The sequence below is a fragment of the Streptomyces lycii genome (genome assembly GCF_009735685.1).
Lineage (GTDB): Bacteria > Actinomycetota > Actinomycetes > Streptomycetales > Streptomycetaceae > Streptomyces > Streptomyces lycii.
The window spans coordinates 1-14,794 of sequence record NZ_WHPN01000213.1 but is presented as its reverse complement, the minus strand read 5'-3'; the positions used below and the strand labels follow the sequence as shown (position 1 = coordinate 14,794).

At 73.0% G+C, this 14,794-nt stretch carries 13 protein-coding genes and 1 pseudogene; 11 read left to right on the top strand and 3 right to left on the bottom strand.

Annotation, left to right across the window (positions count from 1 at the left end):
* Window positions 1–32: 32 nt before the first annotated feature.
* The gene (locus tag GCU69_RS08745; protein ID WP_098752513.1) at window positions 33–1,712 is read right to left on the bottom strand and encodes a threonine/serine exporter family protein; all 1,680 of its coding nucleotides are present in this window, start codon (window positions 1,710–1,712) and stop codon (window positions 33–35) included.
* A 383-nt stretch (window positions 1,713–2,095) separates the two neighbouring features.
* The gene (locus GCU69_RS08740) at window positions 2,096–2,590 is read right to left on the bottom strand and encodes an inorganic diphosphatase (RefSeq protein ID WP_098752512.1); all 495 of its coding nucleotides are present in this window, start codon (window positions 2,588–2,590) and stop codon (window positions 2,096–2,098) included.
* Between the two features lie 131 nt (window positions 2,591–2,721).
* Between GCU69_RS08740 and dacB the strand changes: the two genes are divergently transcribed.
* The 11 genes from dacB (at window position 2,722) to GCU69_RS08685 (ending at window position 13,926) form a co-directional block, all read left to right on the top strand.
* A complete protein-coding gene (gene dacB, locus GCU69_RS08735) occupies window positions 2,722–4,371 on the top strand; it encodes a D-alanyl-D-alanine carboxypeptidase/D-alanyl-D-alanine endopeptidase (protein ID WP_098752511.1) in 1,650 nt (549 codons plus the stop codon).
* Between the two features lie 76 nt (window positions 4,372–4,447).
* On the top strand, window positions 4,448–5,596 hold the full coding sequence (locus GCU69_RS08730) for a zinc-dependent metalloprotease (RefSeq protein WP_156205568.1): 1,149 nt from the start codon (window positions 4,448–4,450) through the stop codon (window positions 5,594–5,596).
* Window positions 5,597–5,850: 254 nt separating this feature from the next.
* On the top strand, window positions 5,851–7,011 hold the full coding sequence (gene tilS / locus GCU69_RS08725; protein ID WP_156205567.1) for a tRNA lysidine(34) synthetase TilS: 1,161 nt from the start codon (window positions 5,851–5,853) through the stop codon (window positions 7,009–7,011).
* 101 nt (window positions 7,012–7,112) lie between these two features.
* Complete coding sequence (gene hpt / locus GCU69_RS08720) at window positions 7,113–7,652, top strand: hypoxanthine phosphoribosyltransferase (RefSeq protein WP_156205570.1); 540 nt, start codon at window positions 7,113–7,115, stop codon at window positions 7,650–7,652.
* 216 nt (window positions 7,653–7,868) lie between these two features.
* Window positions 7,869–9,905, top strand: coding sequence for an ATP-dependent zinc metalloprotease FtsH (gene ftsH / locus GCU69_RS08715; protein WP_098752507.1), 2,037 nt, complete (start codon window positions 7,869–7,871; stop codon window positions 9,903–9,905).
* Window positions 9,906–10,024: 119 nt separating this feature from the next.
* Window positions 10,025–10,630 (top strand): GTP cyclohydrolase I FolE, encoded by a 606-nt coding sequence (folE, locus tag GCU69_RS08710; protein WP_098752506.1) that lies wholly within the window; start codon window positions 10,025–10,027, stop codon window positions 10,628–10,630.
* Between the two features lie 60 nt (window positions 10,631–10,690).
* Window positions 10,691–11,548 carry a dihydropteroate synthase gene (gene folP / locus GCU69_RS08705; protein WP_156205566.1) on the top strand — a complete coding sequence of 286 codons (858 nt, stop codon included), beginning with the start codon at window positions 10,691–10,693 and terminating at the stop codon, window positions 11,546–11,548.
* Window positions 11,545–12,027 carry a nuclear transport factor 2 family protein gene (locus GCU69_RS08700; RefSeq protein ID WP_098752504.1) on the top strand — a complete coding sequence of 161 codons (483 nt, stop codon included), beginning with the start codon at window positions 11,545–11,547 and terminating at the stop codon, window positions 12,025–12,027. Before folP ends, GCU69_RS08700 begins: the two co-directional genes overlap by 4 nt.
* A 402-nt stretch (window positions 12,028–12,429) precedes the next feature.
* Window positions 12,430–12,798, top strand: a complete 369-nt coding sequence (folB, locus tag GCU69_RS08695) for a dihydroneopterin aldolase (protein WP_098752503.1) — start codon at window positions 12,430–12,432, stop codon at window positions 12,796–12,798.
* Window positions 12,795–13,388, top strand: coding sequence for a 2-amino-4-hydroxy-6-hydroxymethyldihydropteridine diphosphokinase (folK, locus tag GCU69_RS08690; protein WP_098752502.1), 594 nt, complete (start codon window positions 12,795–12,797; stop codon window positions 13,386–13,388). Before folB ends, folK begins: the two co-directional genes overlap by 4 nt.
* 52 nt (window positions 13,389–13,440) lie before the next feature.
* Window positions 13,441–13,926 (top strand): DUF3180 family protein, encoded by a 486-nt coding sequence (locus GCU69_RS08685; protein WP_156205565.1) that lies wholly within the window; start codon window positions 13,441–13,443, stop codon window positions 13,924–13,926.
* 261 nt (window positions 13,927–14,187) lie between these two features.
* Here GCU69_RS08685 and GCU69_RS32580 read toward each other — a convergent pair.
* Window positions 14,188–14,794, bottom strand: a pseudogene (locus GCU69_RS32580) (tetratricopeptide repeat protein); the annotation flags it as partial.

Sequence of the window (14,794 nt, the reverse complement as noted above, 5' to 3'; positions counted from 1 at the left end):
CCGCGCGGGTGCCGCCCGGGCGCGCCGCGGGTTCAGAAGCCGCGGGTCCGCTTGGCCGCCCGGCGGTCGCCGGTCTCCAGGTCCGCTCCGGGGACCTTGAGGAACAGCCGCGCCAGCTCCCCGCCGAGGTTCACCCCGACGGCGATGGCGAGGGCCAGCGCCACGGCGGTGGAGAGCGAGACCAGACCCGCGTTGACGTCGCCCTGCGCGATGCCGAGCAGACCGAAGTAGGTCGCGCTACCGGGCAGCAGCGGACCGATGGCAGCCGTGACGTACGGCAGCGCCGACGCGAACCGGTAGCGGGACAGCAACTGCCCGAACAGGCCGACCAGGCCCGCCGCGACCGCCGTGGAGAACACGGGGGAGATCCCGCCGACGTCGTGCAGCGCCCCGTAGACCACCCAGGCGACACCGCCGTTGAGCGTGGCCACCAGCACAGTGGAACGTTCCTGCTGGAGCATGATGCAGAAGGAGAGCGCCAGCGCCATCGACGCCGCTATCTGCCACAACGGCCGGTAGACGTTCCCGAGCTTCTCGTCCGGGCTGAGGTTCGCGCCCAGCTCCACGCCGACGACCAGCACCAGGAGCACGCCGATGACGATGCCGACGATCAGATAGCAGACCTCCAGCAGCCGGGCCGCGGCGGTGATGTAGTAGCCGGTCAGCCCATCCTGCACGCTTGCCACCAGGGCCCGCCCCGGAATCAGCGCGAACAGCCCGCCCGTGATCACCGCGGACGGCTTGACGTCGGCGTGCACCAGCACGAGCGTCACGCCCATCGCCGCGGGCGGCATCGCCGCGACCACGAACTGGTAGAACTCCGGCAGCCCGCGCCCGGACGCGAGCCACGCCAGCCGGTCGCCGAGCATCGCCCCGGCGGCAGCCGCGATGAACACCAGCAGGCCGCCGCCGACGAGCATGCTCGCCGAGCCGGACAGCAGCCCGCCGGCCAGCGTCAGCGCCCAGCCGGGATAGGGGTGGCGGTTGCGCCGTATGTCCGCGAGCCGCCGGTACGCCTCCTCGAGGGTCACCTCGGAGTCGTCCGAGGTGATGTCGTCCACCAGCTGGAACACCGCGGACAGCCGGGTGTAGTCGGTGCCGCGGCGGCGCACCGTACGGCTGGCCGACACCGGGTCGTCCACCAGCGAGGGCTGGTAGGTGACCGACAACAGGGTGAACGTGACGGTCGGCTCGCAGCGGTCCAGGCCGAAGGCGTGCGCGACGCCGAACATCGCCGCCTCGACGTCCTCGGCCCCCTCGCCGCCCGCGAGCAGCAACTCGCCGATCCGCAGGGTGAGGTCGAGGACGCGCGGCACCGCGGGCCCGCTCTCGTCCTCGTGCCGCTCCGCGCGCTCCGGTACGGGACGGTCGCCGACCGGCATCCGGAGCATCGTGCGCATCCGGTCCTGCCAGGGCTGTTCCTTCGTCAGCCGGACGACCGGTATGCCCGCCGGCGGGGTGAAGGCCGGGAAGTCGGGCCGGCCGCCCGGCGGGGAGAAGGCCGAGCCCTCGGGCTCCTCGGGCGTTTCCGGCGGCAGCCCCGGGGGCCGGGCGAACTCCGACGTCGGATGCTCGTCCTCCGGGGGCGGCGGCAGCGGTACGCCCAGCGGCGGCGTGAAGGCACTGTGCGCCTCGTCGGAGACGGGCTTGCGGTCCTCGGGGTGCGCCGGTGCCTCGGACTCACCGCCGTGCCGCTTCGGGTCCGCCACCACGTCGTTCCGTTCCTCCTCGCCGTTCTCTCCGGGGCGTCTCTTCGCCAGGTCCCCCCGGCAGGTCTCCCGGCGGGCCTCCCCGTCGGGTGTCTCCGGGACGCCCGTCGGGGACGTCCGTCACGGATGTCCGTCGCGGACGCCCGTCGGGGACGTCCGTCAGGGTGTCTGTCCGCGGGTGCCCCTCAGGATGTCTTCCGGGACATCCGGACGGGACGTGCCCGACGGAGACCACCCGTGGGCCACGCTGTTCACGATGCCGCATCCGCGGCGGGTCCGCCCATCGCGCGCAGCGAGCGGGCGGGGCGTCCTCTCCGGGATGCCCCGCCCGCTCGTACGGACGATCACGGACCGCCGCCCGGGGCGGACCGGTGTGCCGGGTCTGCTCAGTGCTTGCCGCCCGAGGCCTCCAGGCGCTTGATGGACGCCTCGACCTCGGCCTCGGCGTCGGCACGGCCGACCCAGTTGGCACCCTCCACCGACTTGCCCGGCTCCAGGTCCTTGTAGACCTCGAAGAAGTGCTGGATCTCCAGCCGGTCGAACTCCGACACGTGGTGGATGTCCCGGAGGTGCTCGACGCGCGGGTCCGACGCAGGAACGCACAGCAGCTTGTCGTCGCCGCCGGCCTCGTCCGTCATCCGGAACATGCCGATGGCGCGGCACTTGATGAGGCAGCCGGGGAAGGTCGGTTCATCCAGGATGACCAGCGCGTCCAGCGGGTCGCCGTCCTCGCCCAGGGTGTTCTCCACGAAGCCGTAGTCGGCCGGGTAGCTGGTCGAGGTGAAGAGTCGACGGTCCAGGCGGATCCGACCGGTCTCGTGGTCCACCTCGTACTTGTTCCGCGAACCCTTCGGGATCTCGATGGTGACGTCGAACTCCACGGGTGGCTCCTCCATGATCAGGCCATACTTCTGGTGATTAAGTGTCTCTTACGCAGGTGGGTGGTTGCGAAAGGGGCTGGTCCGAGGTGCCCGAGGCCAGATCATGGCGTTTCAGGTGGCCCGGCCGCCACGTGTCAGGACAGCAGGCCCTGCCGTCGTGGCAGGTGGCGGCCGTTTCCGCCGTGCTCGGCCTTGCCGTGGCAGCCGGGGCGGTGACCGCTGCCGGGCCCTGGGACTCCGGACAGCGTACGGCCGAGCGGGCCCGCGCAGCGGCGCAGGACCGCGAGGGTGGTGAGCGTCACGGCGACGGGGCGGGAAGCGGCGGTGCCGACGGCGCCCGCGCCTCCGCCGTACTGGCCGCGCTCGGGATGCCCGCCCGGGCCGCCGGGGACGCTCCCGCGCCGACGAGCCGCGGCCTGGCCGACGCGCTCGACCCGCTGCTGCGCGATCCGGCGCTGGGCAAGCTGCGCACCGCCGCGGTGGTCGACGCCGTGACGGGGCGGCTGGTGTACGGCAGCAGGGCCGGCACCCCCGCCGTGCCGGCCTCCACGGTGAAGATCGCGACCGCGGTGGCCGCACTGGACGCGCTCGGCCCCGACCACCGTCTGGAGACCGAGGTCGTCACCGGGCCGGAGGACGGAGAGATCGTGCTGGTCGGCGGCGGCGACCCGACGCTGACCCGGGAGGCTCCCGGCGAGGAGCCCGGCGATCCCGCGAGCCTGCCGCAGCTGGCCGACCGCACCGCCCGCGCCCTGAAGGAGCGCGCGGCCGGGGATGCCGGGAACGACGACGGCCGGAACGGCGACGGAGGGGGCGGCGAGGACGGGAGCGACGGCGGGAACGACACGAAGGACCGCGCGAAGGACCGCGCGAAGGGCGACGCCGGGAAGGACCGGAAGGGCGACGGCGAGGACGGCGACAGCGGGGACGGCGGCGCCAAGAACGGCGGGAAGCGCGCCGCGGCGCCGAAGGTCGAGCTGGCGTACGACACCTCGCGCTACTCCGGACCCGCCCGGCACCCCATCGGCCCCAACGAGAACATCGCCCCGGTCAGCGCCCTGATGACCGACGAGGGCCGCCTCGACGACAGCGACCGCGGCCCGGCGCCGCGCGCGGAGGACCCGGCCCGCGAGGCCGCCGAGGCGTTCGCCGGACTGCTCCGCGACCGGGGCGTCGACGTCACCGGCAAGCCCCGCCACGCGAAGGCCCCGCGCGGCGCGGACCGGCTCGCCGCCGTCGCCTCGCCGCCCGTCTCGGCCCTCGTCGAACGGTCCCTCACCAACAGCGACAACGACATCGCCGAGGCACTCGCCCGGGAGACCGCCGTCGCCTCCGGTGAGCCCGCGAGCTTCGCGGGCGCCGGCCGTGCCGTACGGGACCGGCTGGCGCGCCTCGGCGTGCCGGTGAAGGGCGCCGGGTTCACCGACGGCAGCGGGCTCGACCGGCACGGCGCGGTCTCCGCCGAGCTGCTGGCCCAGCTGCTGGTCCGCAGCGCCGACCCGGAGCGGCCGGAGCTGCGCCCGGTGCTCACCGGCCTGCCCGTCGCCGGCTTCAGCGGCACCCTGCGCAGCCGGTACGCCGACGCCTCGGCCGGCACCGGCATGGTGCGCGCCAAGACCGGCACCCTCACCGGGGTGAACACGCTCGCCGGGACGGTGGTGGACGCCGACGGGCGGCTGCTGGCCTTCGCCTTCATGACCAATGGCAGCACCGACGCGAAGGGCGCCCAGGCCGCCCTGGACCGGATGGCCTCGGCCGTGGCGAACTGCGGTTGCCGCTGAAACCCGCGGTCCGGCGAGCCGGGCGGTCCGGACGCTTGTCCTCCCGCTCGCCGCGCGGGCAACGTACGGTGAAGCCATGACGAGCATCGGTGGTGCCGAGATGGTCGACTGGAACCTCGCGGTGGCGACCGCGACCCGGCTCGTGCGGCCGGGGCCGGAGGTCAGCCGTGACGAGGCCCGGGCAGTCGTCGCCGAGTTGCGCCGGCACGCCGTGGCCTCCGAGGAGCACGTGCGGGCGTTCACCCGGATGGCGGTTCCGGGCGTCGACGGGGTGAACCCGCAGCCCGGGGACGGGACTCCGGTCCTCGTGGTCGACCGGGCGGGCTGGATCAAGGCGAACGTCGCGGGCTTCCAGGAACTGCTGAAGCCCCTGCTGGAGAAGATGCGCACCCGCAGGAGCGGCAGCCCGGGCGGGGCGGTCCTCGGCGCGGTCGGCGGCAAGGTGACCGGCGTCGAGGTCGGGATGCTGCTGTCCTTCCTCGCCTCCCGGGTCCTCGGCCAGTACGAGACCTTCGCCCCGGGCACCCGCGACCTCCCCGCCGGGGAGAACGGCGGCGGCAGGCTGCTGCTGGTCGCGCCGAACATCGTGCACGTGGAACGGGAGCTGGACGTCGAGCCGCACGACTTCCGGCTCTGGGTGTGCCTGCACGAGGAGACCCACCGCACCCAGTTCAGCGGTGTCCCGTGGCTGCGCGACCACATCGAGGGCGAGATCCAGTCCTTCCTCGGCGAGACGGACGTGGACCCCGGCACCCTCCTGGAACGCTTCCGCGAGGTCGCCCAGTCGCTCGCGGGCGGGCGGCCGGAGGGGGAGCGGGACGAGAGCGGGTCCAGCATCGTCGAGCTGGTCCAGACGCCCGCCCAGCGGGAGATCCTGGCCCGGCTGACCGCCGTCATGTCGCTCCTGGAGGGACACGCCGACTACGTCATGGACGGCGTCGGCCCGGACGTCGTGCCGTCGGTGGCCGAGATCCGGGAGAAGTTCCAGCAGCGGCGGGCCAGTGGCGCCGGCCGGCTCGACCAGGCGCTGCGCAAGCTCCTCGGGCTGGACGCGAAGCTGCGGCAGTACCGCGACGGCGAGCGGTTCGTGCGCGCGGTGGTGAACGAGGTCGGAATGGACGGGTTCAACCGCGTCTGGACCTCGCCGAACACGCTCCCCACCAAGGCGGAGATCGCCAAACCGGCCGAGTGGGTGGCGCGGGTGCACCGCAAGGCGGACTCCTAGACGTGCGCTCCCGTTCCCGGACCGGGTGCCCGCGTCGCGAGCGGGTCACGGGGGGACACGGCCGTAAAACAGTCCATCGGATCACCCGTCCGAGGGACCGTGGGGACGCCGGTAGGCGTGCGATGCTCGGTTAACGACTCGCCTCTGTCACCATCTACACACTCAGCGTGACTGAGTGCGCCGAGGGCCCGGGCCGCCCGCCCGGGCCCCGAGCCACCGACTCCGACACCCCTGACACAGGAAGGGAACCGGATATGGGTCCCCATCCAGCGGTCGCGGCGATACGCCTGGCGGTCCGCCGCGTCCTCCAAGACCTCCACCCCGGATCACTCGTGCTCGTCGCGTGCAGCGGCGGCGCCGACTCCATGGCGCTCGCCTCCGCCGTCGCCTTCGAGGCACCCAAGCTGAAGCTCCGCGCCGGCGGCGTCACCGTCGACCACGGCCTGCAGTCCGGATCCTCCCGGCGCGCCACGGAGGTCGCCTCCCGCATGCGCGACCTCGGCCTCGACCCCGTCGACGCGGTATCCGTCGACGTCGGCCGGGAGGGCGGCCCCGAGGCCGCCGCCCGCGACGCCCGTTACGCGGCCCTCGACGCCGCCGCCGAACGGCACGGCGCCGCCGCCGTGCTGCTCGGCCACACCCGGGACGACCAGGCGGAGACCGTCCTGCTGGGGCTCGCCCGCGGCTCCGGCACCCGCTCGCTCTCCGGCATGGCCGTCGTCTCCGGCGAAGGCGGCCGCTACCGCCGCCCGTTCCTCCGCATCGACCGGCAGACCGCCCGCAAGGCCTGCCTGGCCCAGTCCCTGCCCGTCTGGGACGACCCGCACAACGCCGACCCCGCCTACACCCGCTCCCGGCTGCGCCAGGAGGGTCTCCCCGCGCTGGAGAAGGCCCTCGGCAAGGGCGTCGTCGAGGCGCTGGCCCGCACCGCCCAGCTCTCCCGCGACGACGCGGACGCCCTCGACGCCTGGGCCGCCGACGCCGAGCGCTCCGTACGCGCCGAACCGGCCCAGCCGGCCCCCGGATCCCCCGCCGCCGCCTCCGCATCCCCCACCGCATCCGCCCCCACTGCCCCCACATCCGCTCCCGCCACCCCCGCCTCCGCTCCCTCTGACTCGGTCCCCGTCTCCGGCACCGGACCGGCCGGCGGCGGTCCCGCCGGGCCGCCCGCGCTCGTCGCCGCCAAGCTCGCCGTGCTGCCCGCGGCCGTCCGCCGCCGGGTGCTGCGCCGTGCCTGCGTAGCCGCCGGATCGCCCCCCGGATCGCTCTTCGCCCGGCACATCGAAGAGGTGGACCGGCTGGTCACCGACTGGCACGGCCAGGGCACGATCAACCTCCCCGGCCGGGTCGAGGTGCGCCGCCGGTGTGGCAATCTGGTCATCAGGCGACGCGACGAGGCCGACGCCGAGCACTGAGCCGACCTCCCGTCCGAAACGACCGGCCCCCGGGGCCGTGCGTGTCGGCGGCGGGACCGGGACGCAAACGACCGAGAGTGACGCGGGTGGACGACAAGGACATGGGCAGCGACCTTCAGTCGGTGCTCATCACCAAGGAAGAGATCGACGCGAAGCTGGCAGAGCTGGCCGCGAAGATCGACGCGGAGTACGCGGGCAGGGACCTGCTGATCGTCGGTGTCCTCAAGGGCGCGGTCATGGTGATGGCGGACCTGGCACGGGCGCTCTCCTCGCCGGTGACCATGGACTGGATGGCGGTGTCGTCCTACGGCGCGGGCACCAAGTCCTCCGGCGTGGTACGGATCCTCAAGGACCTGGACACCGACATCGCCGGCCGGGACGTGCTGATCGTCGAGGACATCATCGACTCGGGCCTGACCCTGTCGTGGCTGCTGTCCAACCTCAGCTCCCGCGGCCCGGCCTCCCTCAACGTCTGCACGCTGCTGCGCAAGCCGGACGCCGCCAAGGTCGACATCGACGTCAAGTACATCGGATTCGACATCCCCAACGAATTCGTCGTCGGATACGGCCTCGACTACGCCGAGAAGTACCGCAACCTGCCCTTCGTCGGGACCCTCGCGCCGCACGTCTACGGCGGCTGAGGGCCACCGGGGAACCTCCGCGGCCCCGGCGGCGTTGAACGGGTGCGGGACGGTGGTGTTTCACCGTCCCGGGCAGCGCCGGGCGACGAAGCTGGGGTACCGTCCGAAGGTCAGTCTTTAATAGGTCGAGTAATTCACCGTACGCACGGCCGGCTCGCCGACGGGCTGTCGTGCCTCACTGTGGCAGGAGGGACGGGGCGCTCGCGCCCCGTATGGATGGACGTGAAGCGCTACTTCCGTGGGCCGGTCATGTGGATCGTGCTGGCCGTCCTCGCCGTGGTCGTGTTGATGCAAGTCGTCGGTTCGTCCGGCGGCTACAAGACGGTGGACACCGGCCAGGTCGTCAACGCGATCGCCGACAACAGGGTCAAGTCAGCCGAGCTGACCACAGGCGACGAGAGCAAGATCAAGGTCGAGCTCAAGGGCGACACCAAGATCGAGGGCAGCGACAAGCTGCAGGCGAGCTATATCGGCGACCAGGGCACCGAGCTCGCGAAGGACCTTCAGGCGAAGGTCAACGACAATGACGGCGACACCTTGCCCGACGGGTACACCGTGTCCCCGTCGAAGCAGAATCCGTTCGTCGGGGTGCTGCTCTCGCTGCTCCCCTTCGTCCTCATCGTCGTCGTCTTCCTGTTCCTGATGAACCAGATGCAGGGCGGCGGCTCCCGGGTCATGAACTTCGGGAAGTCCAAGGCCAAGCTCATCACCAAGGACACCCCGAAGACGACGTTCTCCGACGTCGCCGGGTCCGACGAGGCGGTCGAGGAGCTACACGAGATCAAGGAGTTCCTCCAGGAGCCCGCGAAGTTCCAGGCCGTGGGAGCCAAGATCCCCAAGGGTGTGCTGCTGTACGGCCCGCCGGGGACCGGCAAGACGCTGCTCGCGCGCGCCGTCGCGGGCGAGGCCGGCGTCCCGTTCTACTCGATCTCCGGTTCCGACTTCGTCGAGATGTTCGTCGGTGTCGGCGCCTCCCGGGTCCGCGACCTCTTCGAGCAGGCCAAGGCCAACGCGCCCGCGATCGTCTTCGTGGACGAGATCGACGCCGTCGGCCGGCATCGCGGCGCCGGCATGGGCGGCGGCCACGACGAGCGCGAGCAGACGCTGAACCAGCTGCTCGTGGAGATGGACGGCTTCGACGTGAAGGGCGGCGTCATCCTGATCGCCGCCACCAACCGGCCGGACATCCTCGACCCGGCGCTGCTGCGCCCGGGCCGCTTCGACCGGCAGATCGCGGTCGACCGGCCCGACATGCAGGGCCGGCTGGAGATCCTCAAGGTGCACCAGAAGGGCAAGCCGGTCGCGCCCGACGTCGATCTCAGCGCCGTCGCACGCCGTACGCCCGGCTTCACCGGTGCCGACCTGAGCAACGTCCTCAACGAGGCCGCCCTGCTCACGGCCCGCAGTGACGCCAAGCTCATCGACAACCATTTCCTGGACGAGGCGATCGACCGTGTCGTGGCGGGTCCGCAGAAGCGGACCCGGATCATGAGCGACAAGGAGAAGAAGATCACCGCGTATCACGAGGGCGGTCACGCCCTGGTCGCGGCGGCCTCTCCGAACAGCGACCCGGTGCACAAGATCACGATTCTCTCCAGAGGCCGGGCGCTGGGCTACACCATGGTCCTGCCGGACGAGGACAAGTACTCCACGACGCGCAACGAGATGCTGGACCAGCTCGCGTACATGCTGGGCGGCCGCGCGGCCGAGGAGCTGGTCTTCCACGACCCGACCACCGGCGCCGCGAACGACATCGAGAAGGCCACCACCACGGCCCGCGCGATGGTCACGCAGTACGGCATGACCGAGCGGCTCGGCGCGATCAAGTTCGGCAACGACAACTCCGAGCCGTTCGTCGGCCGCGAGATGGGTCACCAGCGGGACTATTCCGAAGAGGTCGCCGCGCTGGTCGACGAAGAGGTCAAGAAGCTCATCGAGACCGCGCACAACGAGGCCTGGGAGATCCTGGTCGAGAACCGCGACGTGCTCGACAACCTGGTCCTCCAGCTGCTGGAGAAGGAGACCCTCGGCAAGGAGGAGATCGCCGAGATCTTCGCCCCGATCGTGAAGCGCCCGGCCCGCCCGGCGTGGACCGGGTCCTCCCGCCGCACCCCCTCCACCCGGCCGCCGGTGCTCTCCCCCAAGGAGCTGACCATGGCGAACGGCTCCCAGTCGGGCGGCGGCGCCACCGCGGCCCCGACGATCAGCACCGAGAAGGTGGAGCTGCCCGAGGAGCCGGGGTCCGGCGGCTGACCCCGACCGTCACGGAATGAAACCCGCGCCCCCTCGGTTCTGATCCGAGGGGGCGCGGGACTGTGCGGGGCTGCGTGCGCGCGCAGGCCGAACGCACCAGTACGAGGAACGAGGCACACATGACCGACCCGGTGGCGCTGGACGACGAGCGGCAGCTCGGTGAGTTCGACGAGAAGCGGGCTGAGAACGCGGTCCGGGAACTGCTCCTCGCGGTGGGCGAGGACCCCGACCGCGAAGGGCTCCAGGAGACCCCGGCGCGGGTGGCCCGCGCGTACAAGGAGATCTTCGCGGGGCTGCACCAGCGGCCGGAGGAGGTCCTGACCACGACCTTCGACCTCGGCCACGACGAGATGGTGCTGGTGAAGGACATCGAGGTCTACAGCACCTGCGAACACCACCTGGTGCCGTTCCACGGAGTCGCGCACGTCGGTTACATCCCGTCCACCGACGGCAAGATCACCGGTCTGTCGAAGCTCGCCCGGCTCGTCGACGTCTACGCCCGGCGCCCGCAGGTCCAGGAGCGGATGACCACCCAGATCGCGGACTCCCTGATGCGGATCCTGGAGCCGCGCGGGGTCATCGTGGTCGTCGAGTGCGAGCACCTGTGCATGTCGATGCGCGGCATCCGCAAGCCCGGCGCCAAGACCACCACCTCGGCGGTGCGCGGGCAGCTGCGGGACTCGACGACCCGCGCCGAGGCCATGAGCCTGATACTGGCCAGGTAGTCCCGCGGCCGGTGCGGAACCGGCCGGATGGCGCCGGTCCCCGGGGCATAAGGTGGGGGTATGAGTACCTTGCGTGGCGTGGTGGCCGGTCTGCCCCAGTGGGATCGCTGCGCGGTGATGGGCGTGGTGAACGTGACGCCCGACTCCTTCTCGGACGGCGGCCTCTGGTTCGACACCGGCGCCGCCGTCAAGCACGGCCTGGAGCTGGCCGCGGAGGGCGCCGACCTGGTCGACGTCGGGGGCGAGTCGACGCGCCCGGGAGCGCCCCGGGTGGACGAGGCGGAGGAGCTGCGCCGGGTCGTGCCCGTGGTGCGCGGCCTTGCCTCCGAGGGCGTCGTGGTCAGTGTGGACACCATGCGGGCGTCGGTCGCCGAGCAGGCGGTGGCAGCCGGCGCGGCCCTGGTGAACGACGTGAGCGGCGGCCTCGCGGATCCCGCGATGGTGCCGGCCGTGGCCGACGCCGGGGTGCCGTTCGTGGTGATGCACTGGCGCGGCTTCAGCGAGGACATGAACAGCCGCGCGGTCTACGCCGATGTCGTCGGCGAGGTCGTCGGCGAGCTGCGGCAGCGGATGGACGCGGTCGTCACCGGCGGCGTCGCCCCGGAGCGGATCGTGATCGATCCCGGACTCGGCTTCGCCAAGGGCGCCGAGCACGACCTCGCGCTGCTGGCCCGGCTGGACGCGCTGCGCGCGCTCGGGCGCCCGCTGCTGGTCGCAGCCTCCCGCAAGCGGTTCCTGGGCCGGGTGCTGGCCGGTGCGGACGGCAGTCCGCCGCCCGCGCGGGAACGGGACGCGGCGACGGCCGCGGTGTCCGCGATCTCCGCGCGGGAGGGCGCCTGGGCGGTACGGGTGCACGAGGTGCGGGCCACCGCGGACGCGGTGCGCGTGGCGCGCGCCGTCGAGGGGGCCGCCGGGTGAGCACGGCCCGTACGGACCAGGAACAGGTCGAGCAGGCCAACACGGCGTTCTACGAGGCGATGGAGCAGGGCGATTTCGACGCCCTGTCCGCGATGTGGCTGCCGGGCGAGGTGAGCTGCGTGCACCCGGGGTGGCCGGTGCTGCGCGGCAACGGCGAGGTGCTCCGCTCGTACGCGCTGATCATGGCGAACACCGAGTACATCCAGTTCTTCCTGACCGATGTCGAGGTGTCGGTCGAGGGTGACATCGCGCTGGTGACGTGCACGGAGAACATCCTCAGCGGCGGGCCCGCCGAGGAGGAGGGCGAGCTGGGGCCGCTGGTCGGCCAGCTGGTCGTCGCCACGAACGTCTTCCGGCGCACCGGGGACGGCTGGCGGGTCTGGGCCCACCACGGCTCGCCGGTGCTCGCCGATGTCACGGGCGCGGACGACGACGAGCCGGAGGAGCCCGACGGCGAGGGCGGGACCGGCATCGTCTAGGGTGCCGTGGCCCGGCGGCCGGGCGGCCCGGCGGCCGGGCGGCCCGGCGGTTTCGGCAGGCCCGGCGGTTCCGGCGGCTCGGTGGGCCGGTGATCCGTGGCGGGGCGGGGCCCGTGGTCCGTCCGGGTGGCACAGGTCACCCGTTGGGACCGTGCGGCTGCCGGGTATGGGTGAGACGGTGGGGTGCGGGCAGCCGCGGCCCCACGTGTGGACCAGCGCTGGGGGCCACCCGATCGTCGTGTCGTTCGTCCGCCGTTCGCGCGCCCGCCATACGGGAGGGTCGTTGTCGGTGCCCGCCGGTAGGTTCGTGCCCGGATGGTGTTCGGGGCGTGCGGCCGGGTGGACGGCTCGCGACCGCGCGCTGTGCCCGGAAATGCCGGTACATCCGATCGACCAGCTGGAGTGATTCGCGTGGACCGTGTCGCGCTGCGCGGCCTCAGGGCCCGCGGGCACCACGGGGTCTTCCCCGAGGAGCGGGAGAAGGGCCAGATCTTCGTGGTGGACCTCGTGCTCGGCCTGGACACGCGTCCCGCGGCCGCCGACGACGACCTGACGAAGACGGTGCACTACGGCATCGTCGCCGAGGAGGTCGCCGCGGTCGTGCAGGGGGAGCCGGTCGATCTGATCGAGACGCTCGCCGAGCGGATCGCCGACCGCTGCCTGCGGCACGAACCGGTGCGCGAGGTGGAGGTCGTCGTCCACAAGCCGGAAGCGCCGATCGCCGTTCCGTTCGACGACGTGACCATCACCATCACCCGGAGCCGCGCATGACCTCGAGCGACCCGACCGTGCAGCCCGTCCCCGCCTCCGTGGCGGAGTGGGTGGACGCCGCCGATGTGACGCTCAGCAACCCGAAGTGGGCTGTGATCGCCCTCGGCAGCAATCTGGGCAACCGCCTGGAGACCCTCCAGGGCGCGGTCGACGCCATGGAGGACACGCCCGGTGTCCGGGTCAAGGCCGTCTCCGCGGTGTACGAGACGGAGCCGTGGGGCGTCGATCCGGCCTCGCAGCCCTCCTACTTCAACGCCGTGCTGCTGGTGCGCACGACGCTGCCGCCCGTGTCGCTGCTGGAGCGGGCCCAGGCCGTCGAGGAGGCCTTCGAGCGGGTGCGCGACGAGCGGTGGGGCCCGCGGACGCTGGATGTCGACATCGTCGCCTACCAGGACGTGGTCTCCGACGACCCGGCGCTCACCCTGCCGCATCCGCGGGCGCACGAGCGCGCCTTCGTGCTCGTCCCGTGGCTCGACGTCGACCCGTCGGCGGAGCTGCCGGGCCGGGGCCCGGTGGCCGAGCTGCTGGCCGGGGTCGGCCGGGAGGGTGTCGAACCGCGCGCCGACCTGGAACTCCGGCTGCCGGAGTAGCGTTGATCCCGGCAGTGTGCGGTGGACCACGGAGAGGCGAGGCGAGCGCTCGGTGCAGCAACTTCGGATCAGGGTGCTCGGCGGTATCTTCGTCGTCACCGGGGTGCTTTCCTGGGCGGCGGCCCGGCTGTGGAACGCCTACGGCACGCTGCCGGGCGTGCCCGTCGCGGCGCCGGTCGTGCTGGCGGTCATCGCCGTGGTGCTCGCCGCCACGGCCCTCGCGCTGCGGGCCCGGCTGAAGGCCCAGCGGGAGCGGGTGCCGGGCGCGAAGGGTGTCGACCCGATGGTGGCCGCCCGTGCCGTGGTCTTCGGCCAGGCGAGCGCGCTGGTCGCCTCGCTGGTGGCCGGTGGCTACGGCGGCGTCGGCGTGTTCCTGCTGCTGGACAGCCTGGACGCCGGGATGCGCCGGGACCAGGCGCTGTACGCTGGTCTGTCGGTGCTGGCGTCCGTCGGTGTGGTCGCGGCGGCCGTCTTCCTGGAGCGGGTCTGCAAACTCCCGGAGGACGATGACGACGAACCGGGCGCGGCCCCGGCGTAGTCCCGGGACGGGCAGCGCAGCCGGGGACCGAGGGGCGGGGGCGGAAGCCCGGGCGCCCGGCCCCTGAAGGAGGGGCCGGGCGCGGACTGGCACGGGCCGCCCGGAGCCGGGGCGCGGGCCGCCCCGGAGACTTGGCCCGGTGGCCCGGTGGCCCGGTGGCCCGGTTGCTCACCGGTGCGCGCCGGACCCGTGGCCGCGGCCGGACCGTGTGGGACGGGCGGTGCCCCCGAGGAATCTCGGGCGCACCGCCCGTCCGCGCGTTCAGCGGCCGGTCGGCGCCGTGCCGCGGGCCCGTTCCGCCAGCCGTTCCATGCGCCGCCGGGCGGCCTCCAGCTGAGCGATGTCCGAGGCGGCGGGGCCCGCCGCCGAGGCGAGTTCGGACCACAGCTCGACCAGTTCCCGGCCCAGTCGCAGCCCGGCGTGCGGATCGGGCTCCGTACGCCAGGCCGCGGCCGCCTGGAGCACACTCTGGTACGCCCGCGGGTCGCCCTGCCGCCGGCGGACCCGGGCGGTGTCGAGGGAGATCGCGATGGAGCGCGCCGGGTCGCCCGCGAGATAGGCGACGTAGGCGCACAGCTCCCGCAGGTTCAGCACGTGCGGGTGTTCCTCGCCGAACGCCTCGACCGCGGACGCGGTGCTCTGCTGGGCCATCGCCGCGGCCGAGGTGATGTTGCCGAGCCGGATGGCTTCGTTGATCCGGCGGACGGCCTCGGAGAGGTAGGCGGGGATCGTCGGCTCGTTGTGGGGCGCGGAGTCCTCCCCGGCCGGGGGCGTCGGCAGGGCTTCCGCGGGGCCGGACCCGGTGGGCTCGGGACCGGACCCGGGCTCCGGGGCGGCGGGCCGTACCGGCGGGGCGGTGCCGGCCGTT